The sequence below is a fragment of the Paracholeplasma morum genome (genome assembly GCF_016907055.1).
In the GTDB taxonomy this organism is placed as follows: Bacteria; Bacillota_I; Bacilli_A; order Acholeplasmatales; family UBA5453; genus Paracholeplasma; species Paracholeplasma morum.
Window position 1 is genome coordinate 105,844 of the sequence record NZ_JAFBBG010000002.1, and the last position, 24,525, is coordinate 130,368.

Consider the following 24,525-nt stretch of genomic DNA (forward strand, 5'->3'; position numbering starts at 1 on the left):
ATATTATATTAGTCTATCTCCGAAGCAGCATACTTAAATTATTCGGATATTTATTATGTATTCAGCCACTTTATTATTTTTCTTAATGAGTTAGAACTAAAAACTGGTGTCCTGAAGTCGTTTAGTCTACCAAATACTGTGTAACGACATTCGTTTGCTCGATTATTTATTTGAATAACTATCAAAGTTGGGTCAGAATTAATACCTGCAATTCTGAAATCATCATAGAGTGGTCCATCAAGAGGACAGTTGTTCTTAAACCATACAAAATTACTCTCAAGATCTACCTTACCACCTGGTTTGATCTGTTTAATAATGTTACCCATTCTTTTCGTCTTATTCACTAAACTGCTATCCCTACAAAACCAATCATACCATCCAGCTTCAATCTGCGCTTGTACATCACTAGATGCGTATTTGCCGTCATTGAATCGTTCAACCCAATCTTTCATGCTTATTTCCTTACTCATGATTAAATCACCTTCCATTGTATATATCTTTGGGATGTATATATATCACTTAAAAGATGATGTTAATCAAGTGTGATCCTTCATTCTCGTGAACTCATTCTTTTATCGGAAATAACTTATAATGATTATGTAGTGAGCTGACATACTTTTTATAAAATCTCGTTTTTTTGAAAACCTCATATAGCCTTCTTTCTGCTATGAAGTCAATATTCTCTTATGTAAAATAAAACACTAAATGGACAAAACAGTTCAAAACAATAAAAAAAGATAGGATTTTGTCCCATCTGTATCAATTCTTCATTTTCAGGTGTAATAGATGTCAACTCACTGTATTCACATGCCAAATCATCGACCGTTCTAGTTTAGAGGTGGCGGTGGCACCCTTCTGCTATCGCGACTGTCTGTCCTTATGAAAGCCATGCTCAAGCACTGTCTTTCTTGTGTCATTCTTATGAAAAACTGAAAAATAAATCGTTTTTTAGTTAACATGTAAGAGTCTCTTTTTGTCATAGTTAAGAGCATAATTCACCTTCAAAAGCATGTGAATATGTTCCCACACACAAGGTTGTCCTCATCAACTAGATTTCGGTAAGCTTCAGACACGAAATGAGACCCACGGTCACTATGTATTATGATTGCCTCATCTAGTTCTCGTCTCGATTTAGCTTTCTTTACACATTTAAATGGTCTGTGAGTTCCCAAGCGATGATTTTTCTTGAGAATAAATCCATAACACTAGCTAAATATACATAGCCTTCATAGGTCCAAATATACATGATATCCGTTACCCAAACTGTATTTGGTTTATCTGCTTTGAAATCTCGTTTAAGAATATTTTCTAGTTCAGTACTAAAATCACTATTGATTGTGGTTTTAATCCATCGACTTCGATAAATAGCCATAATGCCCATTTCTCGCATATAGTTTCCTACAGTCTTTGTTGAAAATGAGATGCCTCGTTCATTTAGATTTTCAGTTATTTTGGGTGCACCATAGATTTGATTAGCCTCATCATACTCTTTTTGAATCTCCTGTTTGACTTCTTGTTTTTGTGCTACTTGAGTTGATGGGGTTCTTTTCAGCCATTAATAGTAACCTGATTTGGATACGTTTAATGACTTCAGCACTCTGTTAACCGAAATACCAGGTTCCTTACTAACGAGTTCTTATATTATTTGGGTTCTTCGCTCAGATGTCAATAGTGTTTTGAAAACGTATTGAAAAATACTTTCTCACCTTAATCCTCCTAAATTATGTTTTACATATTGGTTATTACATGAGTAAATTATTAATCTATTCATGTCTACTGTTCTATACCAAAAGCCTACCATATTCGAAAATTATCGTATACATGAGCATATTATTCAATCATCAGATTATATTAATACGAACTAAAAAAATAGCTTTTATACTATTTTTTCCACGGTACCCTTAATACTGAAACGAGAATTAACTAATTATGGCTATCTATAGGAAAAATATACATAAAACCCCACGTCACAAGCTATGTGACATGGGGTAAATTGAATTTCTTATTCACTAAGTACCCTTAGTTGGAATAAACAAGTTGTGTGTGACTGTTATTTTTTATTGCCTGCAACCACTTTCTTAGGGGTTGGTTCTACTGGTTTTTGTTGAACTACTTTTTGTGGAGCTTTTGGAGCTGCTTGTACACCAGGTTTTGAACCGCCTTTAGAAAAATCTTTTTTTTCGAATCCCATATTAAATCACTCCTTGTCTATAAGACACTTTGATTCTACCACTTTGAATTGAAATAACTATTAAGTAATAAGGTATTTTTTAAAATTTTATTGGTTTTTCATTTTTTTGATAAAAAGATATCGTTTTATGCATATTACAAGATTTTATTGTGGTTTTCTTAGAAAAATCAGTGGCTATTATATTCACTCATTTTACTTCTAAATTTATTAATAAATGCTATAATAGATATACACAAAACAGGGGGTCATTTTCTATGAAAAAAGAAACAAAATTAATCATATCCTTAATATCCTTTTCAGGGTTAGTTGTATTCATCATTAGCCTATTGATGCTTCATTACGGCGATGATCTCGATAGAATGTATAACGTTATTGGAATTCGTGTCGTTGCCTTATTCTTATCGTTTGCTTCGTTTTTATCCAGTATGTTATTTAGCTTATTAATCTTAATCCACAACAAGACTGTGGTTAGAATTAATGATGACACAAACAAACGTGCTGAGATGTTTAGAGAACTTCAGTTTGCATCATCAAACTACTCAATCATTGACTTTATCGACCGTATGCTAATCTATAAAGAATCTGAACGTTATGTAGATAAATTCATTAAACAAAAAAATAGTTCATTTCATATGTTCGAACAAGGTGTTGATATTAATGATGTCTATACTAATAGCGATAACTATCAATTTCTATCTTTAAAGATTCCTTTTAAAGTAGTAGATGGTAAGACTGTTTCTTCTGTTACATTCGATAAACTCAGATTTGAACGAGAAGGTGTTAACTATGAGTTTTTCCCTAATGATCCAACCAATGAAGCAAGAGCATTCATTCTTTATAATGAAAGAACCAAACGAAACAACGTCATAATTAATCTTGTGATGAAGAAGGATACAACCTTCTACATCACCAATGAAATCAACAAGTTCACTAAGATAAAGATGTATATCAATATCACCAGCTTACTAGGTGTTAAGATTGAGGGTAATAGCGAACTATACTTCACAAACCCAGAACAAATAGAAGGGGACAATACCAATACATATGCGATTAACTCTTCAAACTTCTTAATCACAGATGGCCCTAGAATTACACTAAAATCCTAATATAAACGACAAAAAGGAAGGTTGAATGCAATCTTCCTTTTCGTTTGACAAAATGACTTTGGTATAAAACCATATGGAATTTTCAGAATAAAAAGTGGGGAACAAGACCAAATCCCTTTTGTCATCTTATCATGGCAAAAAAAGGAGATTAACGAGTATTGTTAGTGAAAAAATGAGTTATGAAAAAGAACTCTTAGAAAATCATATTTATGATGGAATAGCTGAATACACCCCAATTATAACACCAATTCATAATAAAAACATGCCTTTTTATTATTTTTATAAATTTGTGTTTTATAAAAAATTTGATGCCTATATCGGACATCTATTTAAATACCTAGACTTAGACCATCAAATAGACCCTGATAAACTGGACTATATCATCGAATTTATTGAAGGTGGATTATTTCAAATGCTTATTCATTGGTTGAAAAATGGTATGAAAGAATCCAATCGATCTATGGGACTACTCGCAACAGAGTTCATCAAAGGGCTTATAAAACCATAACAAGCTCATCAAAAGAAAAATCCCCTCTCTGTAAACTTCTACAACTTTAATTATTTGTAGTGTCTACTTTAAGGGGATCATATCAAGCCATCTAGTCTTTCTTAATTGTTTCATCAAAAATGCGTTTTTCTCTTTTGTTATAAAGTGTAAAGAACCATGGAGCAAACATAAACCCTAATCTAAAGATTAACGATGGGTGAATGTGTTTTTTCTTTTTCTTTATGCCTTTAATGATTTTCTTAGCTACGTGAAGTGGGGTTTGAACTGGCCAAGGTTTATGGGTTTGATTGGCTCTATCGAAGAAGTTTGTTTCTGTTGCAACCGGGTATACAGCTTGAAGGATCTGATTCTTCTCCATTTCAAATCGATAGCCATCAATAAAGCCTTTTAAGCCTGCTTTTGTACTTGAGTATAGGGCATATCCTGGTAATGAAACAAAACTAACTGCGCTTAGGGTTGTTACAAACTGAAAGGGTTTATCTTTCTTAATCGCTTTTAGTTTTGTTACAAGCTTAATGGTTTGAAATAGATTTAAGTTAAAGATATCCATTACGTGTTTGGAATCATAGACCTTTAAGCGTTCATAGTATGTAAAACCTGCATTAGATATTAGTATATCAATATCGCCTAATTTCTTATAAGCGAGTTCTAATAACTGATATGGGGAATCTTCTAAGCTTAAGTCCAAATCTACTTTGATCAGTCTTTCATGTTCAATCGGGTTTTTGGACATGGTTCTCGATACAGCTAACACGTATGCATTTTCATTCAACAACAGCTTTAGCACTTCTAATCCAATGCCTGAAGAAGCGCCAGTGATAACTACTTTCTTATCTTTAAGTTTCATAATCCTGCTCCTACTTTGATTTGGTTTAAGTTGTGATCGTAATGATACCCTTCTTTGAATAACCTATTTAAGAGGTCATTGTGATTTAAGTTTTCATCTTCACATAAAATCTCTAAGGTTTCAAAATCGTTTCTGAGTTTTGTGTTAATGATGCTAACTAATAGTCTGATATCCATATTGATATTCATGTAAACACACCCTTTTTCTTTATTATACATAAATTTATGCAGGTTTATACCTCTCTGTTAGATATTTCTCTAAATAGTGTTGTTGTATTACGTTTTAACTTAGCAGTAAACATTAAATATGACATCACAAAATAGATGACTAAAGTAAAAATGATTAAAACGATGCTCTCAAGGTAATTTACGCTAATTAGTTTATATAATATAGGCATTTCATTACTAAATACATGGTTGATGATGGTTGTTATGATTACTGTTGCAATTAAGCTTAAGATAGCTGACAGAAGTACCGTCATCGCATTTAAAATCCAAAAGATAACAAACTGTTCAAAATCATACAGACCTAAACTCTTATAGATTGCGATATCCTCGATTGAGCTGTCAAGGGTCTCTTTAATATGCCAAAGAAACATTAAAGTTAATAACACAATGATTCCAATGATTAAGTAAATAGAAATGTCTTTAATGTTGATGATTTTCTGATCAATTAAACCGATAGACTCTAATAAATGCCCGTCTAATCCATAATTTGAGTTAGAGTTAACGAACGATATTGCTTCTTTAGACTCATTACCAATTAGATAAAACCCACTGACACTGGTATTTAAGTCTTTGAGCATTTTATCATACATGTTCTCATTTAGATACACGGTATCTGAATCCATCAAGACTTCTCTTAATAACGTTTGATAAGTTAGCTCTTTATTGTCTATTAATGGTCTAATACTGTTGTTAATGAGATAGCCTGTTACTGCACTATACAGAGATTCTCGATAAAAGTAGGCTCTATTATAGGTAGGTTCATAACTATTTTCTTCATTTGATTGTAGGTAACTATAATAGTCTAACCAAGTAGATTCTGGAGGGAACATATCTTTAACGTCATAGAAATGAATGAAAGCATGACTGTGATACTCACGATCCAATCCTTCTTCTGCTGATAATTCCATTTGGTCTCTAACGTCTTTATCAAATAAGGTATAAGGCAGTTTATATTCATAATACTTAGTTCCAGAGATATACTTGGTAAAAGAATCGATGTAAATCACTTTCCCATCTTTAAAGGGAATTGTAAACTGATTATCTGTAACCATAAATACTGAGTCCATTTCATTTAGGTAGTCATCTAAATACCCATCATATAAGAAAAGTGCTAAATGAAATGACTCTATAAGTTCATTTTGATAACTTGTTTTAGTGTTTTGATAGATTCGTTCTTCTTTTGAACTGGTTACTGGTTTATCTAAGGCTTTATATAAGTTAGAATCAAGCTTTGTGTCAATAATGCCTACAATCTCATAATAGTCGCCTAAATAAACCGTCTTATGAAGTATTGAAGCGTAATCGGTGATCGGTGTATCGATGTCGCTATGTCCGAACTTCTTTAGTTGATCAAACATGAATTTCGTGATGACGATTTCTTTGCTATTATCATTTTTTTGAGGTAAAACCCCAGAAATGAGGTCATACCCTAATTTAGTCATTTGGTCTATCGATAACGAGGTTGTAAAACTCACATGGTATAAGTCTTGATCGGTTTCTTCTATAGAGTTAGTTCGATAGTCATCCATATCTAAGTCGATTTCTTCATACTTAAACAAGACATTAGACCCAAACCTTTTAGAAAGTGTTTTTATGTCTTCAAACTTAAGATTACTTGGGGTGTTTTTACTATCTCTTTTAGTAATCGATATGGCGTTAATTTGGTTTTTTCTAGCTGTATCATAAACGGCGTTATTCGTATTATAGTTTCCAAACCCTCGAATAACCATCCCTAGCGTAATGATAAGAAAAAGCATTACGCTAACAACCACTGTTTTTATTGACTGTTTCAATAACCTACTAAAAGAGCCTTTAATTAATTCTATTGGTCTATAATAGAACTTCTCTTTGGTAGGGTTAAGTGATTTGAAAATAACAGTTTTGGGAGTCTCTTTAAATCTTTTATCTTCTATCACGATACCGTTTGACAAACGGATGATTCTATCGGCATAGTCTAACGCTAGTGTCTCATCATGCGTTACCATGATAATACAACTTGTTTTGCTTAATGCCTTAAACACATCCATGACGATTTTAGCGTTCACTTCATCTAAGGCGCCTGTTGGTTCATCCGCAAGCAATAACGCGGGCTTTTTGACCATTAAACGCGCTAGTGCGCCTCTTTGACGTTCGCCTGTTGAAAGTTCTTTTGGATATCTATTTTTTAAATGACTGATATCCAATTTATCAAGAATGCTATCGATTTCAGTTTGATTAACCGGTTCATGTTTGAGTTTGTATGAAAGTGCGATGTTATCATATAAGTTTAAGTGTTCAATTAGGTTATAGTCACTTAAATAATACCCAATATCATGACGTCTAATCGTTACTAACTCTGTTTTAGTTAGACGGGATCTCTCGGTGTTATTGTAATAGATAGTCCCTCCTGTAGGTTCATCATACCCACCAATGATATTTAGTAACGTAGTCTTTCCTGACCCAGAAGGTCCTTCAATAACGGTCAATCCAAATTCCTCAAATGATAAATTAATGTCTTTGATGGCCGTTGTGATTTCATCTGTTTTTGATAAATAGATTTTCCTTATCCCTACTAGTTTCATTTCTCCTCCTATTTCATTAACTCAATGAGTGGTTTTTTTAATACTTTATTGGATAGTATCAGATAGATTAAGGTGACACAGAAAAGCCCAATTAATCCAATGAGTAAAAGCGTATTATTTGAAAGGTTAATAAAACTTGTAGAACTATCAAATCGGTTGGATAGTATCCTTTGGATTTGAGTAACGAGTATTCTATGTCCAAGTAGCGAGATTAACCCACTTATAATCACTAACACTAATACTTCAATTGCATATATCATTCTTATATTTAGTTTAGTCAAACCTAATGAAAGATATAAACCAATTTTAATAGAGCCTTTCTCTAAAAGGAATGTCGTGTATTGATAAATAAATAACACAAAAAGCACGATAGAGACTAACCCAAGAGATAAAGCCAATACTCTAAATGAGTTTATGAACTCTGATAAGTTTTCTACTCTGTGATAAAGGGGGTTTGTCCCACTATAGGTCTTAAAGTCCTTATAAGGATCAAGACTGATGATCTTTTTAAGGGCGTCCTCACTTAGGTCATTAGAAATAAATACTAAGTCAAAAGGGGTTTGGACATCATTCATAAACTCATTCAAAAACCCGTTATCGACAATGATTGACCTTGAATTGGAACTACTCATATCAATCCATTTAACTTCTAATTCTTTAGACTTTATGCCTGATTCCGTTTCGATTGTAATGGTAACATTCACAGGATTATCGCTTAAGTAAGCTTCAATCACACTTTGATAACTGGACTGATTGAAGTAATGTCTGTCAATCCCAGGGGTGTATTCATTTAAAGAGGTTGTTAGTATGTAGTCTAGATAGTGTGCTTTATCTAAAGTTAAATCATACTGTTCTTTTAGTGCTTCATAATTTGATTCTACATAATCAGATGCCTGTTGATATTTTAATGTTTCGATTCCACTAATAAGACTAGTTTGTGTTAGGTCATCCAAACTTGATATATGAATAATGGCATAGCTTTCTGATTTTACTAGGTTGTCATAAAGCGGTTCTCTTTGTCTTTCATTTTCTGTCACGTAATCGTGACTCATAATCGAAGTAATCGTCTTTGAAATAATACCTTCTTTGTCATAGTCGACAACGATTTTATCGCCATAATTTGTCGATAGATAATCTAGACTAAAATGATTAAACAGACAGGTCTCACATGAAAACTTCGTAAGATGAAATGGGTCAATTTCTAGAAGGGGCATTAAATCGGAATCGTCCGTTATAACGTCTTCTTTTCTTAGCCCTGTGTCGATAATTCCAACGACATTCCCGACATAGGGTAAAATCGTCTCTTCATCAACTAAGTCGTTGTAACTATCGATGCCCAAATTGGGTTTCCCTAAAGATAAGATAAGATCCGCATAAAGTAAGGATATCATTGTCTCGTCAGTAGTCTCTGGCATTCTTCCGTATTTAAGTTCATACCCTAATGTTTCTATTAATGCATCATTAACAGGCATTTCAAGTTTATAGTTAGGATACCCATGTTCTAATAGATTTGTACGGATTTGATTGTTACATGTAGGATTATCTATTGCATATAAGACGTCTTCATTGGTTATTTGTTTTAAGAAGTTATAATCATTTCTTGTGAAATAAGCACTTCTTTCTTGAAGAACCCCTTCGACTTTGTAGAAACTATCTTTTCTAAAACTTGTGTATTCGACTTTATCTTCTTTTGCAGCCATTAAGTAATTCTTTGAAAAATCATTACGAATAACCAAAAGCGAACTGGTTATAAACAACAAAATTAAAGAAAGAATGAATGTTGCTAACATGAGTTTGGTCTTCTTATACTTAAATGAGGATAACGTCTGAGAAAGTAGTACTCTATAAGGAATCTTTGTATTATGTTCGGTAGTCTTTGTTTTAATGATTTCAATCTAATCTGATGAATCACTCTCGATAATGCCTTTTCTTAGTCGAATGATTCTATCTGCATAGTGTTTAGCGAGTGTTTCATCGTGGGTTACGATAATAACCATAGAGGTTTTACTGAGTTCTTTCAGACAATCCATAACTAGGATAGAAGTCAGTTCATCTAAAGCGCCTGTTGGTTCATCCGCTAAAAGCAGTTTTGGTTTTTTTACCATGAGTCTAGCCAGTCCCACTCTAGATTTTTGACCAGTAGATAATTCAGAAGGGTATCGATTTAAAAGATTATCTATGCCAAGTTTGATTAGGATTGCCATGAGTTCTTCTTGATTAATAGATTTATTTATGAGTTTTCTAGATAATATAATATTCTCATAGACTGTCAAATGTTCAATTAGGTTTTTATCACTAAGATAATACCCAACATCATGAAGTCTCAATTCTCTCTGTTCTTTAGTTGATAATTTGGATAAGTCCTTGTCGTTAAAGATAATTTCTCCACTATCAGGTGCTAGAAATCCACTGATTATGTTTAAGAGGGTTGTTTTACCTGATCCAGACGGACCAGCAATAACTGTTAATCCTATGCTAAAAGAAAGCGATACATTGGTAATTGCTTTCGTAGTATCTTTCGTTTTTGAGATGTATGTCTTTGATATGTTTGATAATTTCATTTGAATGGCCTTTCATATGTTTGAGCGGGAATTTAATTAATTATTATTTTCTAAATATAATACTTATACTAACATTCTTATTAAGCCAATCATCATCACCAGCACCGTGAGCGCCATATCTAATGTAGATCGTGTTAGATTTTATATCCAAATTGCTCAACAAGAATGATGAAAATGTGTATGATCCTGTAGTATAAACGTAACCTTAGCTTCTCCATCAACTTCAATCTCGAATTCCTTTTCTGAAACGAGATATTTATTATCCTTAGTAGAATTACTAAATATATATATGTTTCTGTATCCGTCTTGAACTTCCTTATGATCCATTTTAACATCAACATCAGCGTAAAGATATCCTTGATTTATCAAGCTTTGTAGATTAATTCCATATTTTCCTAGCTCAACCTTATCAATATGTTGTTGGAACCTTCCATCATCATTGATAGTTTTGGATACTTCCCTAATCAGTGTTGGATTCATAATATAGTATGGATTGTCTTTTGGATCAAGCTTCGTGTAAGCTTCATATTTCTCATCGCAAAGATTGTCGAATGCGGCAATCATAGAATCCTTAAGACTACTATACTCTTGTGGCAATATATCCCATAGAGGAATAATCCCCTCCGAAAACACTCCAATTATCTTCGAATTCGATTCTTTAATCGAATTATACCATGGGCTATAATTATTTATAAAATCCTCAAACGAGACCGATGAGAAGTTTTGTCCCCCGATAACTTTCATATTAATGTTTTTTACTAACTTCGAATTCGAGCGATTGTCATATACTCCAAAATCAATATCTAGCTTGCTTGTACCGTCTACAACTCCGCTGACTTTTGCATTAATTTCAGTTGATAAAGCTGACTTTATCTCTGATGTGAAGTTTATATAGTCTGACTTAACACTATAATTAAACTGCATTTTCCCACCCAATTTCAAGCCCGTGAGTAGATGTGTTCCATATATGTTATAAAACCAATTCCAATCACCGGTTTCATTCACTCTACTCAAACTATTTAAGTACTCGTCAGATAAATTATCGGCAAATTGCTTAGTATTGGACTTATGATTCTCAATAACATAACTATGGGTTACATGCTCTGATTCTAGAGAATAATAGTAACTATTCGAGTGTGTATCTGAACTTTGATTGGATGATATTCCAAACTTTGTTTTTAGTCCAGCAGACAAAACTCCTTTTGTTGCCTCGATTCCTAGTTCATTTTCAAAGTTTGCATACTTCATTTCATAAACAGACTGAATATCATCTCCTTCTGTGATATAGGTTTGTCCGCTACCAACATAAGTTTTCACAACATTGACACTATTTAAAAATGTCTCTGTCAAAACAGGTTGAGAAGTCTTGATGTTTTCTATTTTTATTTCATCAGAGTCAATCAAATTTATAGAGTAACCTAAGCCACCAACTATTTTCTCATTGTAAGTAGAAGCAAAAACAGATTTAGCACTTAATAAAAATGATACCAATAACAATAATACACATAATACTTTTTTCATTATTCTATCCTTTCGTTCCCGCTCAATAATAATATCAATTAAAATCAACAATTATAACGGCACATCTGTCATACTTTAACGTCTTATAACAAAAAAACGGAAACTTATTTAAGTTCCCGTCTAAAAACTACAAGAGTTATTTGAATGTGATTAGGTAAACAGCTGTGTTTGCTACAGCAACAAATGTGAAGAACATTGTTGTGAAGAATACACCTGTCCAAATATTGCCTGTCTTTTCAGCAAATCTTCTTAAGATGATACCTGCAACCACTAAGGTTGGAACTAAACCAACTAATAGGATTGCGTTAAGTGCGAAGTTGTTGAATGCTGCAACACCTGTGTTGTATAGAACAAAATAGTCATACACTAAGAATAAAATGACTGGTCCAACCAATAGCACTGCTGCTAAGATATCAGCTAGTATTGGCTTCATCTTCTTAGCATTAACGAATACGCTAATACCTACAGCTAAGTAGTAAACGAAGAATATTGGCATATATCTTAATGCTGCAATAAATTGACGGTTGTTGAAGACTTTAATTGCATATGTATAGAATCTAAAGTCTGTCTTAAAAATCCATTCAATGATCGCAATGAATAAGAAGAATCCAAATGTTAAGACTACTGAAGTTACTAAGCCCATACCAACTTCTGTCCAAGATGCTTTAAGCCCGTAAGGGTTATCAGAAACTTTGAACATTGGTGTAGTAGCAAATGTAATCAGTAATGTTAATAAACCGGCTGTCATTGCCCAATATGCGATCGTGTTAACGGACGGTGCGCTCCAGTAATTAACATTGTTAATGATTGTTGGATTAACCAGTACCCATCTAAATGCTAATGCGATTAAAACAACTACAGAAGAACCAAGTGTAATCTTTTGTGCAAGTTTAACAAGTCTTTCTTCTTCTTTAACAAGGGTAATTAACCATGCACCGATTACGAAGAATATTGCCCCACCAGCAACATAATGCATCGTTTTCGCAAGTAAGCTCATACCTGCAGCTTGTCTGTCCATGAAGATGTTTAAATAGAAAGTACTTAACAATAACGATCCTGCAATTAAAACCACTTTAAGTTTGTTTAAATGAGGTTCGTTGGATGATTTTAGGCTAGTTGATTCACTTTGTTGTTTAATAATTCTATTGAAAACTGGTAATTGTGTTAGTAAAGTGAATGCTGGGAAAATCATTAAGAACAATGCGATTAAAGCGATAAGTGTAAATGCTTCTTTAAGCCACCATACTTGTCCACCTTTTTCTTCAATACCATATGAAGAAAGTGTGCCTAAATCTGCATGTCTATTAAGTTGGAATTCAAATGCATCTGTGAAGAAATCAATTGTATTTCTACCAGTTTCTAAGCTCCAAGTATTTTGAGGATGTGTTTCATCAGGTGTATAGATGATTCTTTGACCAGAATCTCTGTCATACCATGTTGAGGCTTCTGCATTGCCTTCGTCATCTCTACCAAGGAACTTAAGCCCCACAGTGTCTTTAACGAAATCTTTGTATTTTACAGTGCCGGCAGCACCACTATTATCAAAGAAGAATTGATCCCAATGGGCAGCGATAATACCAGCAGATCTTGGTCCAAACATAGTTTCTGGATTGGCAACACCAATATATCTAAAGTCAGCACCAACTGGTAATGCTGCAGCTATCTTTCTGTAACCATTTGTTAAGAAATCCATTTCATCAAAAATGACTGCATAGGATGATGAGAATCCGCCCATAGAGTGACCGCTTACGCCAATCATACCATCGCCATTAGCCGCTTTTAAGACAAAATCTAAATCATAAACATATTGTACAGCGTCATATACTGATCTAACAAAGAAGTTAAACGCAGCCGGTGTATCCCATTTTGAATCGCCATGGTCGTACATATCAAATGCCAATACGACAAAGCCCCTTCTTGAAAGCTCAATGGCTCCAATTTCTTGCATTTCAGCATTGTTTAAATACCCATGGGTAAGTACTACTGCTGGTGCAGGTTTAGAATCACTAACGCCCTTAGGTTTATATAGGTAGCCTGAAAGAGTGCCTCTTTCTGTTTCAAAACTCACCTTATCAACCTTAACTTGAAAAAACGAGTTTTGAACCGTCGATGCGAAAAAACTTGATGCTAACACAACAATAACGAGTGTTAGTAACCATACAACTGGCTTTTGAATTTTCTTCAACATAATCTCTCCTTTTTCTATGTAATTTTATAGACTCCATAAAAAAGAGTGAAGCTAAAACTATTCTTAAAAGAATCGTTTTTCCAGCTTCACTCTACGGGCTCTAAGCGCTTACATTACGTTATCGTTTTCATTATATCACCCAAGGAAATATATGTCAACACGTTGGAAATAGGCTATTTTGAGTACTATATTCTACGAAAACAAGTGCGAAACTTTTTTACTTAATTGTTAATTAGTATAATTAACGATTGGTCTATTGATATGAAATATGAATTACCCCTCTTGACTAAATCAAAGTTAAAATCTATAATGAAGGTAGAATTTAAGAGATAGAGTCTAGAGCAAAATCCACTAATGCATATCGTATGAGCATTTTTTGAGTTTGCTATTATTTTTTTAAGAGGGGGTACTTGTGTTAAACAATCAAAGAATCATCCCAGCAATCGGAAATTTTCAAGATTTAAAAGTGTTCTTATCCAGTGATATGGTTTATGGTATACTGATGAACTTTCAACTGGCTCAATTACCTGAACTTGTATTAGAAATGAAAAAATTCAACAAGAAAGTATTAATTCATTCCGAACTAATCAAAGGATTAAGTTCTGATGAATTTGGAGCAATCTACTTAATTCAAACTCTAAAAATCGATGGCATCATCTCAAGCAAACCTAGAGTTATCGAATTATGTAAGAAAAGGCAGGTGATTGGAATCCTAAGGTTTTTCCTTAAGGACTCAATATCACTTGAACAAGGTCTAGAAGTAGTTTCAAAACTCAATCCAGACTACCTAGAGGTTCTTCCAGCATTGTGTGTAGATTTATTACCCGAAATTAAAGAACATGTTAAATGTGACATTTTGATGGGTGGTTTAATAAGGTCTAAAGATCAAATCGCTAACTGCCTTTTAAGTGGGGCAATTGCTGTTACTACTAGCAATAAAGCGTTTTGGTTAAAATAAAAGTTAATCTAAGAAAAGAGACATAAGAGAAAAAAGCGTTTTAGAAACCTTTTTTCTCTTTTCATTTATAAGGGGGCATTTACATGTATGATTATGTAGTTATTGGTTCAGGTATCATTGGTTCTTTGATCACAAGAGAACTATCGAGATACCCACTTAAAGTATTAGTGATTGATAAAGAAAATGATATTGCCAGTCATCAAACCATCGCGAATAGCGCGATTGTTCACTCTGGCCATGACCCAAAAGAAGGGTCATTAAAAGCGAAGTTTTGTGTAGAGGGAAACCTCTTGTATGAACAACTTGAAAAAGAATTAAATATTCCTCTTTTAAGAACCGGTGCATTAGTAGTAGCTCATGATGATGAAGAGATTAAGACGCTGCATGAACTCTATGACCGTGCATTAAGAAATGGGGTTCCTAAGGTATCAATCATTTCAGGCGATGAAGCGAGAAAAAGAGATCCAAGGTTATCACAATCGATTGTGATGGCTCTAGACCTACCAACAACCAAAGTCACTTTTCCTTGGGAAGTTGCGATTGCTAGTATTGGTAATGCGATAAAAAATGGCGCTGAATTTAAAAGAAATGCACACGTTATTAACATCATTAAACATGAGAATCACTTTGAATTAATACTGGAAAATAAGGATTCTATAGTGTCTAAAAATGTCATCAATTGCGCAGGCGTCAATAGTGACATAATCGCTTCATATATTGAAAATCCAGAATTTAAGATTATCCCTAAAAAAGGTGAATACTATGTATTAGACCGTAAGGCAAAAGGTCTGTTCAATAGTGTCATTTACCCACTACCAACTAAGAAGGGTAAAGGTGTTTTAATCGTCCCTCAAACACATGGTAATATTCTTTTAGGTCCTACCTCCACTATTACAAGTGAACGTGAAAACTATGGTACTTCAAGAGATGGTTTAACCTATATCAAAGAACACTTAAAAGACTTATCGAATGATATTCCTTATGATTTAATCATCAGAACATTCGCAGGCATTAGAGCTTCTTCTACCTACGATGACTTCTATATCAAAGAATCAAAAACACACAAAGGTTTTTATCATGTCGCTGGCATTGATTCACCAGGTCTTACTGCTGCACCAGCCATTGCGAACTACGTAGTTCATGAACTCCTTAAGATCAAACAACCCATGAAGAAAGTGTTTGATCCATACCGCGAGAAACCTATTGTCTTTCATGAACTAGGAATGGATGAAAAACTTCAATTACTTCAAACAAAACCAAAATATGGAAACTTGATTTGTAAATGTGAAAAAATCAGTGAACAGGAAATCATTGATGCCATTCATGGTCCTACAGGCAATGACACCATTAAAGGCATCAAGAAACGTGCTAGAGCGGGTGCGGGTTTATGCCAAGGTGGGTATTGTGAAGGCTTAGTATTAAAGATCATCGCAAGAGAACTTAATAAGCCTTTGACAGAAGTTAATTACTATTCTATAGATACCCCAATTCTACTTAAGGAGACGAAGTCAAAATGAAAACATACGATCTGACCATTATTGGTGGTGGCGCAGCTGGATTAGCAGCCTTAAAAAGTGCCCTTGATGATAGACTAAACATATTACTAGTTGAACGTGAACGTATTTTAGGTGGCATCTTGAATCAATGTATTCATAATGGGTTTGGCTTACATATGTTTCATGAAGAACTAACTGGTCCAGAATACGCTTCAAGATTTATTGAATCTCTGTCTAATGAATCCTTTGATATCCTTTATGGAACAACCGTCATTGACATCAAGAAGAATGACTTATTTAAACTAACGCTTACAAGCGAGGCCCACGGGTATCAAGAAATAAAGTCCAAAGCAGTGATCATTGCATCTGGATGTTATGAAAGAACACGTGGGGCCATTGAGCTTCCTGGCGAAAGACCTAAGGGCATTATGCCTGCAGGTAGTGCCCAAAGATATCTTAATATGGATGGGTATTTAGTTGGCAAAAACATCTTTATATTAGGCAGTGGAGACATCGGATTAATCATGGCTAGACGTATGACTTTAGAAGGCGCGAATGTACTGGGTGTTGCTGAAATAATGCCATATTCTAATGGTTTAACCAGAAACATTGTCCAGTGTTTAGATGACTATAACATCCCGTTATATTTATCTCATACCGTTACATACATCAAAGGTAAAGACAAATTAGAACAAATCACAATTCAACAAGTAGACGATAAGTTTAACCCTGTTCCTAATACAGAAAAAACCTTTGATGTAGATACCTTACTTCTATCGGTAGGACTCATTCCTGATGTGGGGTTATTTGATTCCTTACAGATGACTAAAAGCAAGATTACTAAGAGTGCCGTTGTCGATCAAACCTTAATGACTTCTGTCGATGGGTTGTTTATCTGTGGGAATGCACTTCATGTTCATGATCTGGTTGACTGGGTAAGTAAAGAAGGCGAAAAGGCCGGTAATTATGCTAAACAATATTTATTTACTGGTAAGAATCCAAAACATGTAAAGAGGATTATCCCTGGAGCAAATATCCGTTATACAGTCCCTCAAGAAATCGACTTTAACAACATCAGTGAAGATGCCATTACGCTTTCCTTTAGGGTTACACGAAAAATGACTTCAGGCACATTTAAAGTAATGCAAAATGGTGAAGTCATTCAAATTAAGAAAGCAAAATACATCGCCCCAGCAGAAATGGAAAACATAACCATCAAATTTGAAGAACTTAAGAAGTTTGAAGACATCACTCTAGAATTGGAGGAAACATTATGAAAGAACTAACTTGTATTGTATGCCCTGTAGGGTGTCATATTGAAGTATCCGATGAAATGGTACCTACTGGAAACAGGTGTTCTAGAGGAGCCAAATATGCAATAGAAGAAATGACTGCCCCTAAGAGAATGATTACATCCACAGTTAAAACCATATTTCCTAATCTCCCAAGACTATCCGTAAAGACTTCTAGTCCAGTCCCAAAAGAACTTATGAAAGCTATTTTATCTGACCTAGATAGCATTAGGGTAGAAAATCATGTTAAAATAGGAGATGTAATCATACATAACATTAGAAACACTGGCGTTGACATTGTATCAACCAAAACCAGTATCGTAACTTTCTTGGGAGGCGCTCTATGAAATACATCTTATCCATTGATCAAGGTACCACAAGCACAAGGGCTATAATTTTTGATAAAGACTCTAACATGCTTGCTGTAGCTAGTGAAGAGATTACCCAATATTACCCCAATCCAGGTTGGGTAGAACATAACCCTAATGAAATTTGGGTTAGTGTATTAGCTGTAATTGCGAGAGCATTATTGGAAGCTAAACTGAAACCAGAAGATATCCATGCCATTGGGATTACCAATCAAAGGGAAACAACCGTCGTCTGGGATAAGTTAACCGGACAACCTTTATATAACGCCATTGTCTGGCAGTCAAGACAAACAGCAGATATATGTGATAATCTCATTTTAAAAGGGTATAAAGAAACCTTCAAAGCGAAAACTGGCTTGTTGATTGATGCCTATTTCTCAGGCACTAAAATCAAATGGATATTAGACAATGTTCCTCAAGCTCGTGAAAAAGCCGAAAAAGGCGAACTCTTATTCGGAACCATTGACACATGGCTTGTCTATAAACTTACAGGCGAGTCTGTGCATGTAACAGACTATACTAACGCATCACGTACATTACTGTTCAACATCCATACCTTAAAATGGGATGAAGAACTTTGCAATATTCTTGGTATTCCAATGTCGATGTTACCTAAAGTGAAGTCTTCTAGTGAAATCTATGGACATACTACAAAAGAACACTTCTTCGGAAGCATCGTTCCGATTTCTGGGATTGCTGGTGACCAACAAGCTGCCCTATTTGGTCAAACTTGTTTTGAAAAAGGATCTGTCAAAAATACATACGGCACTGGCTGTTTTATGCTTATGAATACTGGTGCTAAACCAATAGAATCTCAACACGGATTATTAACTACGATTGCATGGGGCATAGGTAATGAAGTTACTTATGCACTAGAAGGTAGCGTCTTTGTTGGTGGCTCTTCTGTTCAGTGGTTAAGAGATGGTATCAAACTGATTCATTCAGCCAAAGAAACTGAAGCGCTTGCCAAATCATTACCTTCCAATGAAGGGGTATACATTGTCCCAGCCTTTGTTGGTCTAGGAACGCCTTATTGGGATTCAGATGCTAGAGGCGCAATGTTTGGCCTAACTAGAGGCACAACCAAAGAACACATCACTAGAGCAATACTAGAATCGATTTGTTACCAGTCCATGGATGTATTAAGAGCTATGGAGGAAGACACCAAACTTCCTATTAAATCCTTTAAGGTAGATGGTGGTGCAACCGTAAATCAATTCTTGATGCAATTTCAATCAGACATTTTGAATCTTAAAGTTGAACAACCTAAAATCCTAGAAACAACTGCCTTAGGTGCAGCCTATCTTGCAGGATTATCTACAGGCTATTGGGAAACTAAAGATGATATCAAAGCCTCTTGGCAATTAAAGACATTATATGAGCCAAGTATGGATGAAAGCATTAGAGCCAAATACATTAAGGGTTGGAAAGTTGCTGTTGAAGCCACCAGACACTTTAAACTTAAATAACCAAATACTTCTATCAAAAAGTGCCGTTCCATCCGAACGGCACTTCTTTTATTTTCTTATCTCAACTATTCTCGTATATTCCCTTAAAGCATAGGTTCCATCATGAGCTTCACCAACATTCATCCTGGACATATCGATTGGCTTCGTAATTCTCACTAATCCTGCACTAGCTAGCCTATTAGATAAATCATCTAGGTCTTTATCTAAACACATGAGTGCTACGGTTTGTAGATGGTTTTTATGAGGTTTTAAATTGGTAATAATCTCATCTCTAGGTAGTCTTTTTACCCAAACGTTTCTAAATAACATCGATAGTGTTAAATCATTATCTTTACTACTAACAACACTAAATCCTTTTCCTTTTAAGATTCTTTTCTCAGTTTCTTTTTGGATTAAGGATTCATAGTAGAGTTCAATATTGTTTCTGCCACGCATACCAATTGGAACTTCTTTATGTGTTTTCGAGACTCTATCAAATATATGATAAAATCTGTCAGCAAATGTGTTTAAGACCTCTAAGTCGTTTGTATCTAGAAAGATGCCTTGTGCACTAGAACACAGTACCTGATTCGTTTCGCAAATATGGTGTACGAGTGCTTCAAGATCATCGTCAGTGCAATTTGGTGTTGCATAAGCAAATGACAGCTTATGCCCCCAAGGAATAATCTTTTGAGTTACACTGGCCATTTGATACGCTGCTTTAACAGCAACATCTCCGCCCCATACAACAATGCCATCTGCAATTTCTGCCAATGCTTTGATGGATTCTACTTCTGTGGATGGAACATCAAACACATAGATGAACTCCGTGAGTTTAGGTTCAATTTGAATGAGTTCATGTAGGAGTTTTACTGAAACTCCAACATCTCCCGAAGGAAGTTTCAGAATGTTAATATTACCTGCTAGAAGTCCTTCAATAACAGAATAGGCAGGCAATGCATCGATGTTACCAGCCGCAATATGAAACAAAATTCCTAATGGATAAATTCTTCTTTTTGTTTGATCATTTAAATCTTTTGGCGATAAAAAATCTTCTCCTAGTTCTACCCTACACTTATGTATTAAGGCCTCTTTTTCAAACATAGAAATCGATTGAACAAAGTAATCATAAGGAATATCAAATGCGTTCAGTAGTGGCGTGACTATGCTGTTATACTCACCGTTTCTTACCTTTTTAGCAAGCTTATCACACGCCTCAATCACAACCATTGGGTCAATTTTTAGACCATTTTTAAGCGTGTGATAACAGTCATCTTTTAGACTTTTGAGCATGTTTGCTTGAGTTTCGTTTTCTAATAGTTTTCCTTTGTATAAAATCATGACTTCACCTACTTATTCAACATTTCTTCTGCGCCAGCGGCACAAGTTGTAATATCTTTAATACCTACACGACCGATGATTTCTAACCATGGTGATTCTAAACCACACTCACAGTGATCATGAAGGATACCTAAATCATCTGTCATCACAGAAAGTAATGGACTAGCGTCTACCATAGGGGTTAATAAATTAACAAGTCCCATTTGTCCATTTGGGAGAGAATGAAATGTGTCGACATCACGGATGATTACTCTTGCGTATGCAGGAATATGGAAGTGGTGATGTCTACAGTCTGTATAGAGCACTGGGTGCTCAACCGCTCCGAAAAACTCTACACAATCGTAATCCTCTACACCTAAGACTTCTTTTACAAGTGAGTAGAACTCTTGTTTATCTACTTTCTCAGCATAAAACTGTTTCCATCCACCACCTACTGTGATTTTAGAACCCTTAGGAAGTTTTAGCTTAATGCCTTCTGCTTTCATTTCTTTTAGAAGAAAGTATGTATAAGCCGGAAAGCCAATGGTTCTAACCGGGGTTCTCTTCTTTGAGGCATCGATAAAGGCTTGTTTGATTCTATCAAGATCAACGACATAACCATCTTTCGTATACCTTATTGCATATATTCTTTTCTTAGCAGGGGCGATATAAGTAAATCCTTTAGCTGTTTTCGTAATCCCTGCTTGGTTTTTTCTGTTTGGTTCATAGCCAAATATTATGTAAGTAACTGGTCTAATGGACCAAAGTTTATGATAGCTGAAAAGCCTTTTAATCATTTTGAATCCTCGCCATAAGGAAGGAACATCCAAACCAATTTTACTCTTTTTTCCTGAAGTACCTGAAGAAGTAGCTTTTATTGGCATTTTCCATAAAGGTTTAGAAAAAAGTTGATGGTTTTTTAAATAGAGTGTTGGAATAAAAGGCAATCTCTCCAAATCTGACATCGATGTAATCGAACTTGGATCAAAGGATGCACTATCTAGTATTTGTTTATATTCCTTAGAGTGATTGTAATGAAAAATAGCATTCTCACGCATAGCATTTACAAACAATTCAGTTGTATTAATCGTGTCATAGGGATGTTTCGTGTTAAAAAGTTTTCTAACATACTTCTTTTTCATAGTTTCACGCCCAATCATTTATTTACTTTAATCATACCATATACTAGTTTTATATCGCTATCTAATTTGAATTTAAAAAAAATAGGCACATTAAATGTGCCTATAAGTAATTATTCTTGAGTTCCTTTATCTTTTGGTTTGATTAGGTGTTTATAGTAGTCAGATTTATTGATTTGTTGGTTTCTTGCGATTGCTAAAGAGCCTTCTGGGATATCTTTAGTCACTGTCGACCCTGCTGCAATAAATACATTGTTAGCTACCTTAAGTGGGGCAACCATATTGACATTACATCCAATGAATACATCGTCGCCAATGATGGTTTTGTGTTTCTTAACACCATCATAGTTTACAGTGATTGAGCCACATCCAAAATTAACTCTGTCTCCTACTTCAGAATCTCCGATATAAGATAAGTGAGCTGCTTTTGTGCCTTCGCCTGTTGTAGAATTCTTAACCTCGACGAAGTTTCCAATGCGGTTATCTGGTCCAATATTAGCATGACCTCTTAAGTGAGCAAATGGTCCAACAACGGATCTTTCACCTACAACACTATCCAAGACAACGCTGTGTCTAACAACAGCTTCTGCTTCAATGACAGAATTATGAACGTCTGTGTTTGGTCCTACATGTGCACCATGTTTGACTACTGATTTACCTACGATAGAAGTGTTAGGATAAATCCAAACACCTTCTTCAATAATGACATCGTGACCGATTGTCACTGATTCAGGGTTAAGAATGGCAACGCCATTTAACATATGAGTCTTATTGATAATATCTCTTAAGTGTTTTTCAGCAATACTTACACTATAAAGGTCGTTGATACCCATGGTAATTAATGGGTTTCTTACGATGAACGTATTAACTTTGGACGTTTGGTGCATAATTTCAACTATGTCTGTTAAATAAAACTCACCTTTACGTTCGTTACGTTTAATTTTATGTAGTGCTTCAAATAGTTTTTTGTTATCGACTACATACACACTAGAGTTAACTTCTTTAATCGACTTTTGGTACTCTGTACAATCGTTTTCTTCAACGATCTTTGTGACTGTTCCATATTCGTCACGTACAATTCTTCCATAGCCTTTTGGATAATCCATCTTCATGGTAACAATCGTTAAGTCATTGCCCATTTCACCATGGGCTCTTAAGATTTTATCCATAACTGGATATTCCATTAGAGGCATATCCCCAGGAAGAATGAACGTAATACCTTCTTTATCTTCTAGTACACTTGAAGCACTAAGTGCAGCATGGCCTGTACCTAACTGTTCAGTTTGGACGGCATAAGTGACCTTATCACCTAAGATATCCATTAGTACTTCTTTCTTGTGTCCGACGATAGTGACAATTTCATCAAAACCAGTACGTTCAAGGTTTTCAACAATGTACTCAACCATTGGCTTACCTAAAATAGGGAAAGCACACTTTGGCTGTTCAGTTCGCATGCGGGTACCTTTACCTGCGGCTAAAATAAGGGCATATTTTTTCATCGGTTGACCTCCTCAATAACGTTTCTTAGTGTCTCGATGGCTTTTTCTACGAGTGAGCTATTCTCATGGCTCACGGTTAATCTAATGAGTGGTTCCGTACCACTTGGTCTTAATAATAAAAGGGACTTATCTCCTAGCATTTCTAACACTTCTTCTTTAACATTAATCACTTTTGGATGGTTAATGGAGTCCTTAGAGACATTAGGGATATTGATTGTTTTAAGTGGATAAAGCTTGACCTCTTTGGTGTATTCTTCAGGGGTCATATTCAATTCAGTTAAGATGGATAATAGATAGGTCGCTGCAAGCAAGCCATCACCTGAATGAATTAAATGGGTTAAAAGAATGTGTCCTGAGGATTCTCCACCAACGACTAAACCTTCTTTTAACATTGCGTCTAACACATATTTGTCACCGACGTCTGTTAACGTATAACCAATGCCAAGATTGCTCAAGGCTTCTAGCATACCTGGGTTACTCATCTTTGTTAATACCACTTTATTGTTTGGTAATTGATTCTTAGATTTTAAATATTTACCAATCATATATACGATAAAATCTCCATCATAGATATGATTTTGATCGACCAAGTTTAATCTATCCGCGTCGCCATCAAATGCGAATCCAAAATCAAGATGATGGGTTTTAACTAATGAACTAATCGATTCTAAGTGCATTGATCCCACCCCTTTGTTGATATTTAAACCATCTGGAGTGTTGCCAATTTGAATGCTGTTAGGGGCGATTACATCAAACACTTTCTTGGCGATTAGGTAGTTTGCGCCATTGGCAGAATCATATCCAACCTTAAACTTAGTTTGAGTCATATTTATTTGATTATAGAGTTTTAAATAGGTTTCTTCAACATCATCTACGAAACGGAAAGACCCGTAGGTAGGCGATTTTATGATTTCATTTGAGTCAATAAAATCTTCGATTTTGATTTCTAAATTGTTTGCCAATTTAGTTTCGTTATGAAATATTTTAATGCCGTTGTCCGTGAAAGGATTATGAGATGCGGTAATCATAATACCTAATGCATGATTCACTTTTGCATAGTGAGCCAACATTGGAGTGGACGTAATCCCACAATAAAGCACATCGATTCCAGCAAGCATTGCGCCATTGGCAATGGACAATCCTAGAAGCGGGGATGATTGTCTAGTGTCTCCACCAATGATAATCATTTTAGGGTTAATAACAGGTTTTAAACTTTGACCCACTTTAAATGCAAGTTCAGGTGTGAGTTTAACAAGCGCTTTGCCTCTAATCCCATCTGTTCCAAAGTATTTCAT

21 protein-coding genes are annotated in these 24,525 nt (G+C 34.8%); 7 read left to right on the plus strand and 14 right to left on the minus strand.

What is annotated here, in order from left to right:
- Positions 1 to 53 precede the first annotated feature (53 nt).
- From JN09_RS01840 to JN09_RS01850, 3 genes are all read right to left on the minus strand, one after another.
- The gene (locus JN09_RS01840) at positions 54 to 452 is read right to left on the minus strand and encodes a hypothetical protein (protein WP_204432087.1); all 399 of its coding nucleotides are present in this window, start codon (positions 450 to 452) and stop codon (positions 54 to 56) included.
- A gap of 689 nt (positions 453 to 1,141) precedes the next feature.
- Positions 1,142 to 1,552 (minus strand): IS3 family transposase, encoded by a 411-nt coding sequence (locus JN09_RS07680; RefSeq protein WP_204432163.1) that lies wholly within the window; start codon positions 1,550 to 1,552, stop codon positions 1,142 to 1,144.
- A gap of 498 nt (positions 1,553 to 2,050) precedes the next feature.
- The gene (locus JN09_RS01850; protein ID WP_204432088.1) at positions 2,051 to 2,191 is read right to left on the minus strand and encodes a hypothetical protein; all 141 of its coding nucleotides are present in this window, start codon (positions 2,189 to 2,191) and stop codon (positions 2,051 to 2,053) included.
- A 254-nt stretch (positions 2,192 to 2,445) separates the two neighbouring features.
- Between JN09_RS01850 and JN09_RS01855 the strand changes: the two genes are divergently transcribed.
- Together JN09_RS01855 and JN09_RS01860 are read left to right on the plus strand one after the other, a co-directional pair.
- Complete coding sequence (locus JN09_RS01855; RefSeq protein WP_204432089.1) at positions 2,446 to 3,297, plus strand: hypothetical protein; 852 nt, start codon at positions 2,446 to 2,448, stop codon at positions 3,295 to 3,297.
- 118 nt (positions 3,298 to 3,415) lie between these two features.
- A complete protein-coding gene (locus tag JN09_RS01860) occupies positions 3,416 to 3,805 on the plus strand; it encodes a TetR-like C-terminal domain-containing protein (RefSeq protein ID WP_204432090.1) in 390 nt (129 codons plus the stop codon).
- Between the two features lie 91 nt (positions 3,806 to 3,896).
- Here the strand turns inward: JN09_RS01860 and JN09_RS01865 are convergent, their stop codons facing one another.
- The 7 genes from JN09_RS01865 to JN09_RS01895 form a co-directional block, all read right to left on the minus strand.
- The gene (locus tag JN09_RS01865) at positions 3,897 to 4,652 is read right to left on the minus strand and encodes an SDR family NAD(P)-dependent oxidoreductase (protein ID WP_204432091.1); all 756 of its coding nucleotides are present in this window, start codon (positions 4,650 to 4,652) and stop codon (positions 3,897 to 3,899) included.
- Positions 4,649 to 4,840 carry a DUF4250 domain-containing protein gene (locus JN09_RS01870; protein WP_204432092.1) on the minus strand — a complete coding sequence of 64 codons (192 nt, stop codon included), beginning with the start codon at positions 4,838 to 4,840 and terminating at the stop codon, positions 4,649 to 4,651. The genes JN09_RS01865 and JN09_RS01870 overlap by 4 nt, the downstream gene beginning before the upstream one ends.
- 44 nt (positions 4,841 to 4,884) lie before the next feature.
- The gene (locus tag JN09_RS01875) at positions 4,885 to 7,440 is read right to left on the minus strand and encodes an ABC transporter ATP-binding protein (protein WP_204432093.1); all 2,556 of its coding nucleotides are present in this window, start codon (positions 7,438 to 7,440) and stop codon (positions 4,885 to 4,887) included.
- A gap of 8 nt (positions 7,441 to 7,448) precedes the next feature.
- Positions 7,449 to 9,230 carry an ABC transporter permease family protein gene (locus JN09_RS01880; protein ID WP_204432094.1) on the minus strand — a complete coding sequence of 594 codons (1,782 nt, stop codon included), beginning with the start codon at positions 9,228 to 9,230 and terminating at the stop codon, positions 7,449 to 7,451.
- A 105-nt stretch (positions 9,231 to 9,335) separates the two neighbouring features.
- On the minus strand, positions 9,336 to 10,001 hold the full coding sequence (locus JN09_RS01885; protein WP_204432095.1) for an ABC transporter ATP-binding protein: 666 nt from the start codon (positions 9,999 to 10,001) through the stop codon (positions 9,336 to 9,338).
- Positions 10,002 to 10,157: 156 nt separating this feature from the next.
- Positions 10,158 to 11,522: an MAC/perforin domain-containing protein gene (locus JN09_RS01890; RefSeq protein ID WP_204432096.1), complete on the minus strand. Its 1,365-nt coding sequence runs from the start codon at positions 11,520 to 11,522 to the stop codon at positions 10,158 to 10,160.
- Between the two features lie 136 nt (positions 11,523 to 11,658).
- On the minus strand, positions 11,659 to 13,710 hold the full coding sequence (locus JN09_RS01895) for an alpha/beta fold hydrolase (RefSeq protein ID WP_204432097.1): 2,052 nt from the start codon (positions 13,708 to 13,710) through the stop codon (positions 11,659 to 11,661).
- 412 nt (positions 13,711 to 14,122) lie between these two features.
- On the opposite strand from JN09_RS01895, the gene JN09_RS01900 reads away from it, so the two are divergent.
- From JN09_RS01900 to glpK, 5 genes are all read left to right on the plus strand, one after another.
- The gene (locus JN09_RS01900; protein WP_204432098.1) at positions 14,123 to 14,668 is read left to right on the plus strand and encodes a glycerol-3-phosphate responsive antiterminator; all 546 of its coding nucleotides are present in this window, start codon (positions 14,123 to 14,125) and stop codon (positions 14,666 to 14,668) included.
- An 83-nt stretch (positions 14,669 to 14,751) separates the two neighbouring features.
- Positions 14,752 to 16,185 carry an NAD(P)/FAD-dependent oxidoreductase gene (locus tag JN09_RS01905; RefSeq protein WP_204432099.1) on the plus strand — a complete coding sequence of 478 codons (1,434 nt, stop codon included), beginning with the start codon at positions 14,752 to 14,754 and terminating at the stop codon, positions 16,183 to 16,185.
- The gene (locus tag JN09_RS01910; RefSeq protein ID WP_204432100.1) at positions 16,182 to 17,441 is read left to right on the plus strand and encodes an NAD(P)/FAD-dependent oxidoreductase; all 1,260 of its coding nucleotides are present in this window, start codon (positions 16,182 to 16,184) and stop codon (positions 17,439 to 17,441) included. Before JN09_RS01905 ends, JN09_RS01910 begins: the two co-directional genes overlap by 4 nt.
- On the plus strand, positions 17,438 to 17,803 hold the full coding sequence (locus JN09_RS01915; RefSeq protein ID WP_204432101.1) for a DUF1667 domain-containing protein: 366 nt from the start codon (positions 17,438 to 17,440) through the stop codon (positions 17,801 to 17,803). Before JN09_RS01910 ends, JN09_RS01915 begins: the two co-directional genes overlap by 4 nt.
- Positions 17,800 to 19,293 carry a glycerol kinase GlpK gene (glpK, locus tag JN09_RS01920; RefSeq protein WP_204432102.1) on the plus strand — a complete coding sequence of 498 codons (1,494 nt, stop codon included), beginning with the start codon at positions 17,800 to 17,802 and terminating at the stop codon, positions 19,291 to 19,293. The genes JN09_RS01915 and glpK overlap by 4 nt, the downstream gene beginning before the upstream one ends.
- Positions 19,294 to 19,341: 48 nt before the next feature.
- Here glpK and JN09_RS01925 read toward each other — a convergent pair whose 3' ends face one another.
- From JN09_RS01925 to JN09_RS01940, 4 genes are all read right to left on the minus strand, one after another.
- Positions 19,342 to 20,613: an acyl-CoA reductase gene (locus JN09_RS01925; RefSeq protein WP_204432103.1), complete on the minus strand. Its 1,272-nt coding sequence runs from the start codon at positions 20,611 to 20,613 to the stop codon at positions 19,342 to 19,344.
- A gap of 8 nt (positions 20,614 to 20,621) precedes the next feature.
- Entirely contained in the window at positions 20,622 to 21,734 is a 1,113-nt protein-coding gene (locus JN09_RS01930) for a LuxE/PaaK family acyltransferase (RefSeq protein WP_204432104.1), read from the minus strand.
- 110 nt (positions 21,735 to 21,844) lie between these two features.
- Positions 21,845 to 23,230, minus strand: coding sequence for a bifunctional UDP-N-acetylglucosamine diphosphorylase/glucosamine-1-phosphate N-acetyltransferase GlmU (gene glmU, locus JN09_RS01935; RefSeq protein WP_204432105.1), 1,386 nt, complete (start codon positions 23,228 to 23,230; stop codon positions 21,845 to 21,847).
- On the minus strand, positions 23,227 to 24,525 hold the full coding sequence (locus JN09_RS01940) for a phosphohexomutase domain-containing protein (RefSeq protein ID WP_204432106.1): 1,299 nt from the start codon (positions 24,523 to 24,525) through the stop codon (positions 23,227 to 23,229). Before JN09_RS01940 ends, glmU begins: the two co-directional genes overlap by 4 nt.

Excerpts from the sequence above, each read along its gene's own strand:
- JN09_RS01905 (WP_204432099.1), top strand. The coding sequence starts at position 14,752 with ATGTATGATTATGTAGTTATTGGTTCAGGTATCATTGGTTCTTTGATC.
- JN09_RS01875 (WP_204432093.1), bottom strand. The coding sequence starts at position 7,440 with ATGAAACTAGTAGGGATAAGGAAAATCTATTTATCAAAAACAGATGAA.
- JN09_RS01895 (WP_204432097.1), bottom strand. The coding sequence starts at position 13,710 with ATGTTGAAGAAAATTCAAAAGCCAGTTGTATGGTTACTAACACTCGTT.
- JN09_RS01925 (WP_204432103.1), bottom strand. The coding sequence starts at position 20,613 with ATGATTTTATACAAAGGAAAACTATTAGAAAACGAAACTCAAGCAAAC.
- JN09_RS01865 (WP_204432091.1), bottom strand. The coding sequence starts at position 4,652 with ATGAAACTTAAAGATAAGAAAGTAGTTATCACTGGCGCTTCTTCAGGC.
- JN09_RS01910 (WP_204432100.1), top strand. The coding sequence starts at position 16,182 with ATGAAAACATACGATCTGACCATTATTGGTGGTGGCGCAGCTGGATTA.
- glpK (WP_204432102.1), top strand. The coding sequence starts at position 17,800 with ATGAAATACATCTTATCCATTGATCAAGGTACCACAAGCACAAGGGCT.
- JN09_RS01890 (WP_204432096.1), bottom strand. The coding sequence starts at position 11,522 with ATGAAAAAAGTATTATGTGTATTATTGTTATTGGTATCATTTTTATTA.
- JN09_RS01930 (WP_204432104.1), bottom strand. The coding sequence starts at position 21,734 with ATGAAAAAGAAGTATGTTAGAAAACTTTTTAACACGAAACATCCCTAT.
- JN09_RS01880 (WP_204432094.1), bottom strand. The coding sequence starts at position 9,230 with ATGTTAGCAACATTCATTCTTTCTTTAATTTTGTTGTTTATAACCAGT.
- JN09_RS01855 (WP_204432089.1), top strand. The coding sequence starts at position 2,446 with ATGAAAAAAGAAACAAAATTAATCATATCCTTAATATCCTTTTCAGGG.
- JN09_RS01940 (WP_204432106.1), bottom strand. The coding sequence starts at position 24,525 with ATGAAATACTTTGGAACAGATGGGATTAGAGGCAAAGCGCTTGTTAAA.
- glmU (WP_204432105.1), bottom strand. The coding sequence starts at position 23,230 with ATGAAAAAATATGCCCTTATTTTAGCCGCAGGTAAAGGTACCCGCATG.
- JN09_RS01850 (WP_204432088.1), bottom strand. The coding sequence starts at position 2,191 with ATGGGATTCGAAAAAAAAGATTTTTCTAAAGGCGGTTCAAAACCTGGT.
- JN09_RS01870 (WP_204432092.1), bottom strand. The coding sequence starts at position 4,840 with ATGAATATCAATATGGATATCAGACTATTAGTTAGCATCATTAACACA.
- JN09_RS01885 (WP_204432095.1), bottom strand. The coding sequence starts at position 10,001 with ATGAAATTATCAAACATATCAAAGACATACATCTCAAAAACGAAAGAT.
- JN09_RS01915 (WP_204432101.1), top strand. The coding sequence starts at position 17,438 with ATGAAAGAACTAACTTGTATTGTATGCCCTGTAGGGTGTCATATTGAA.
- JN09_RS01840 (WP_204432087.1), bottom strand. The coding sequence starts at position 452 with ATGAAAGATTGGGTTGAACGATTCAATGACGGCAAATACGCATCTAGT.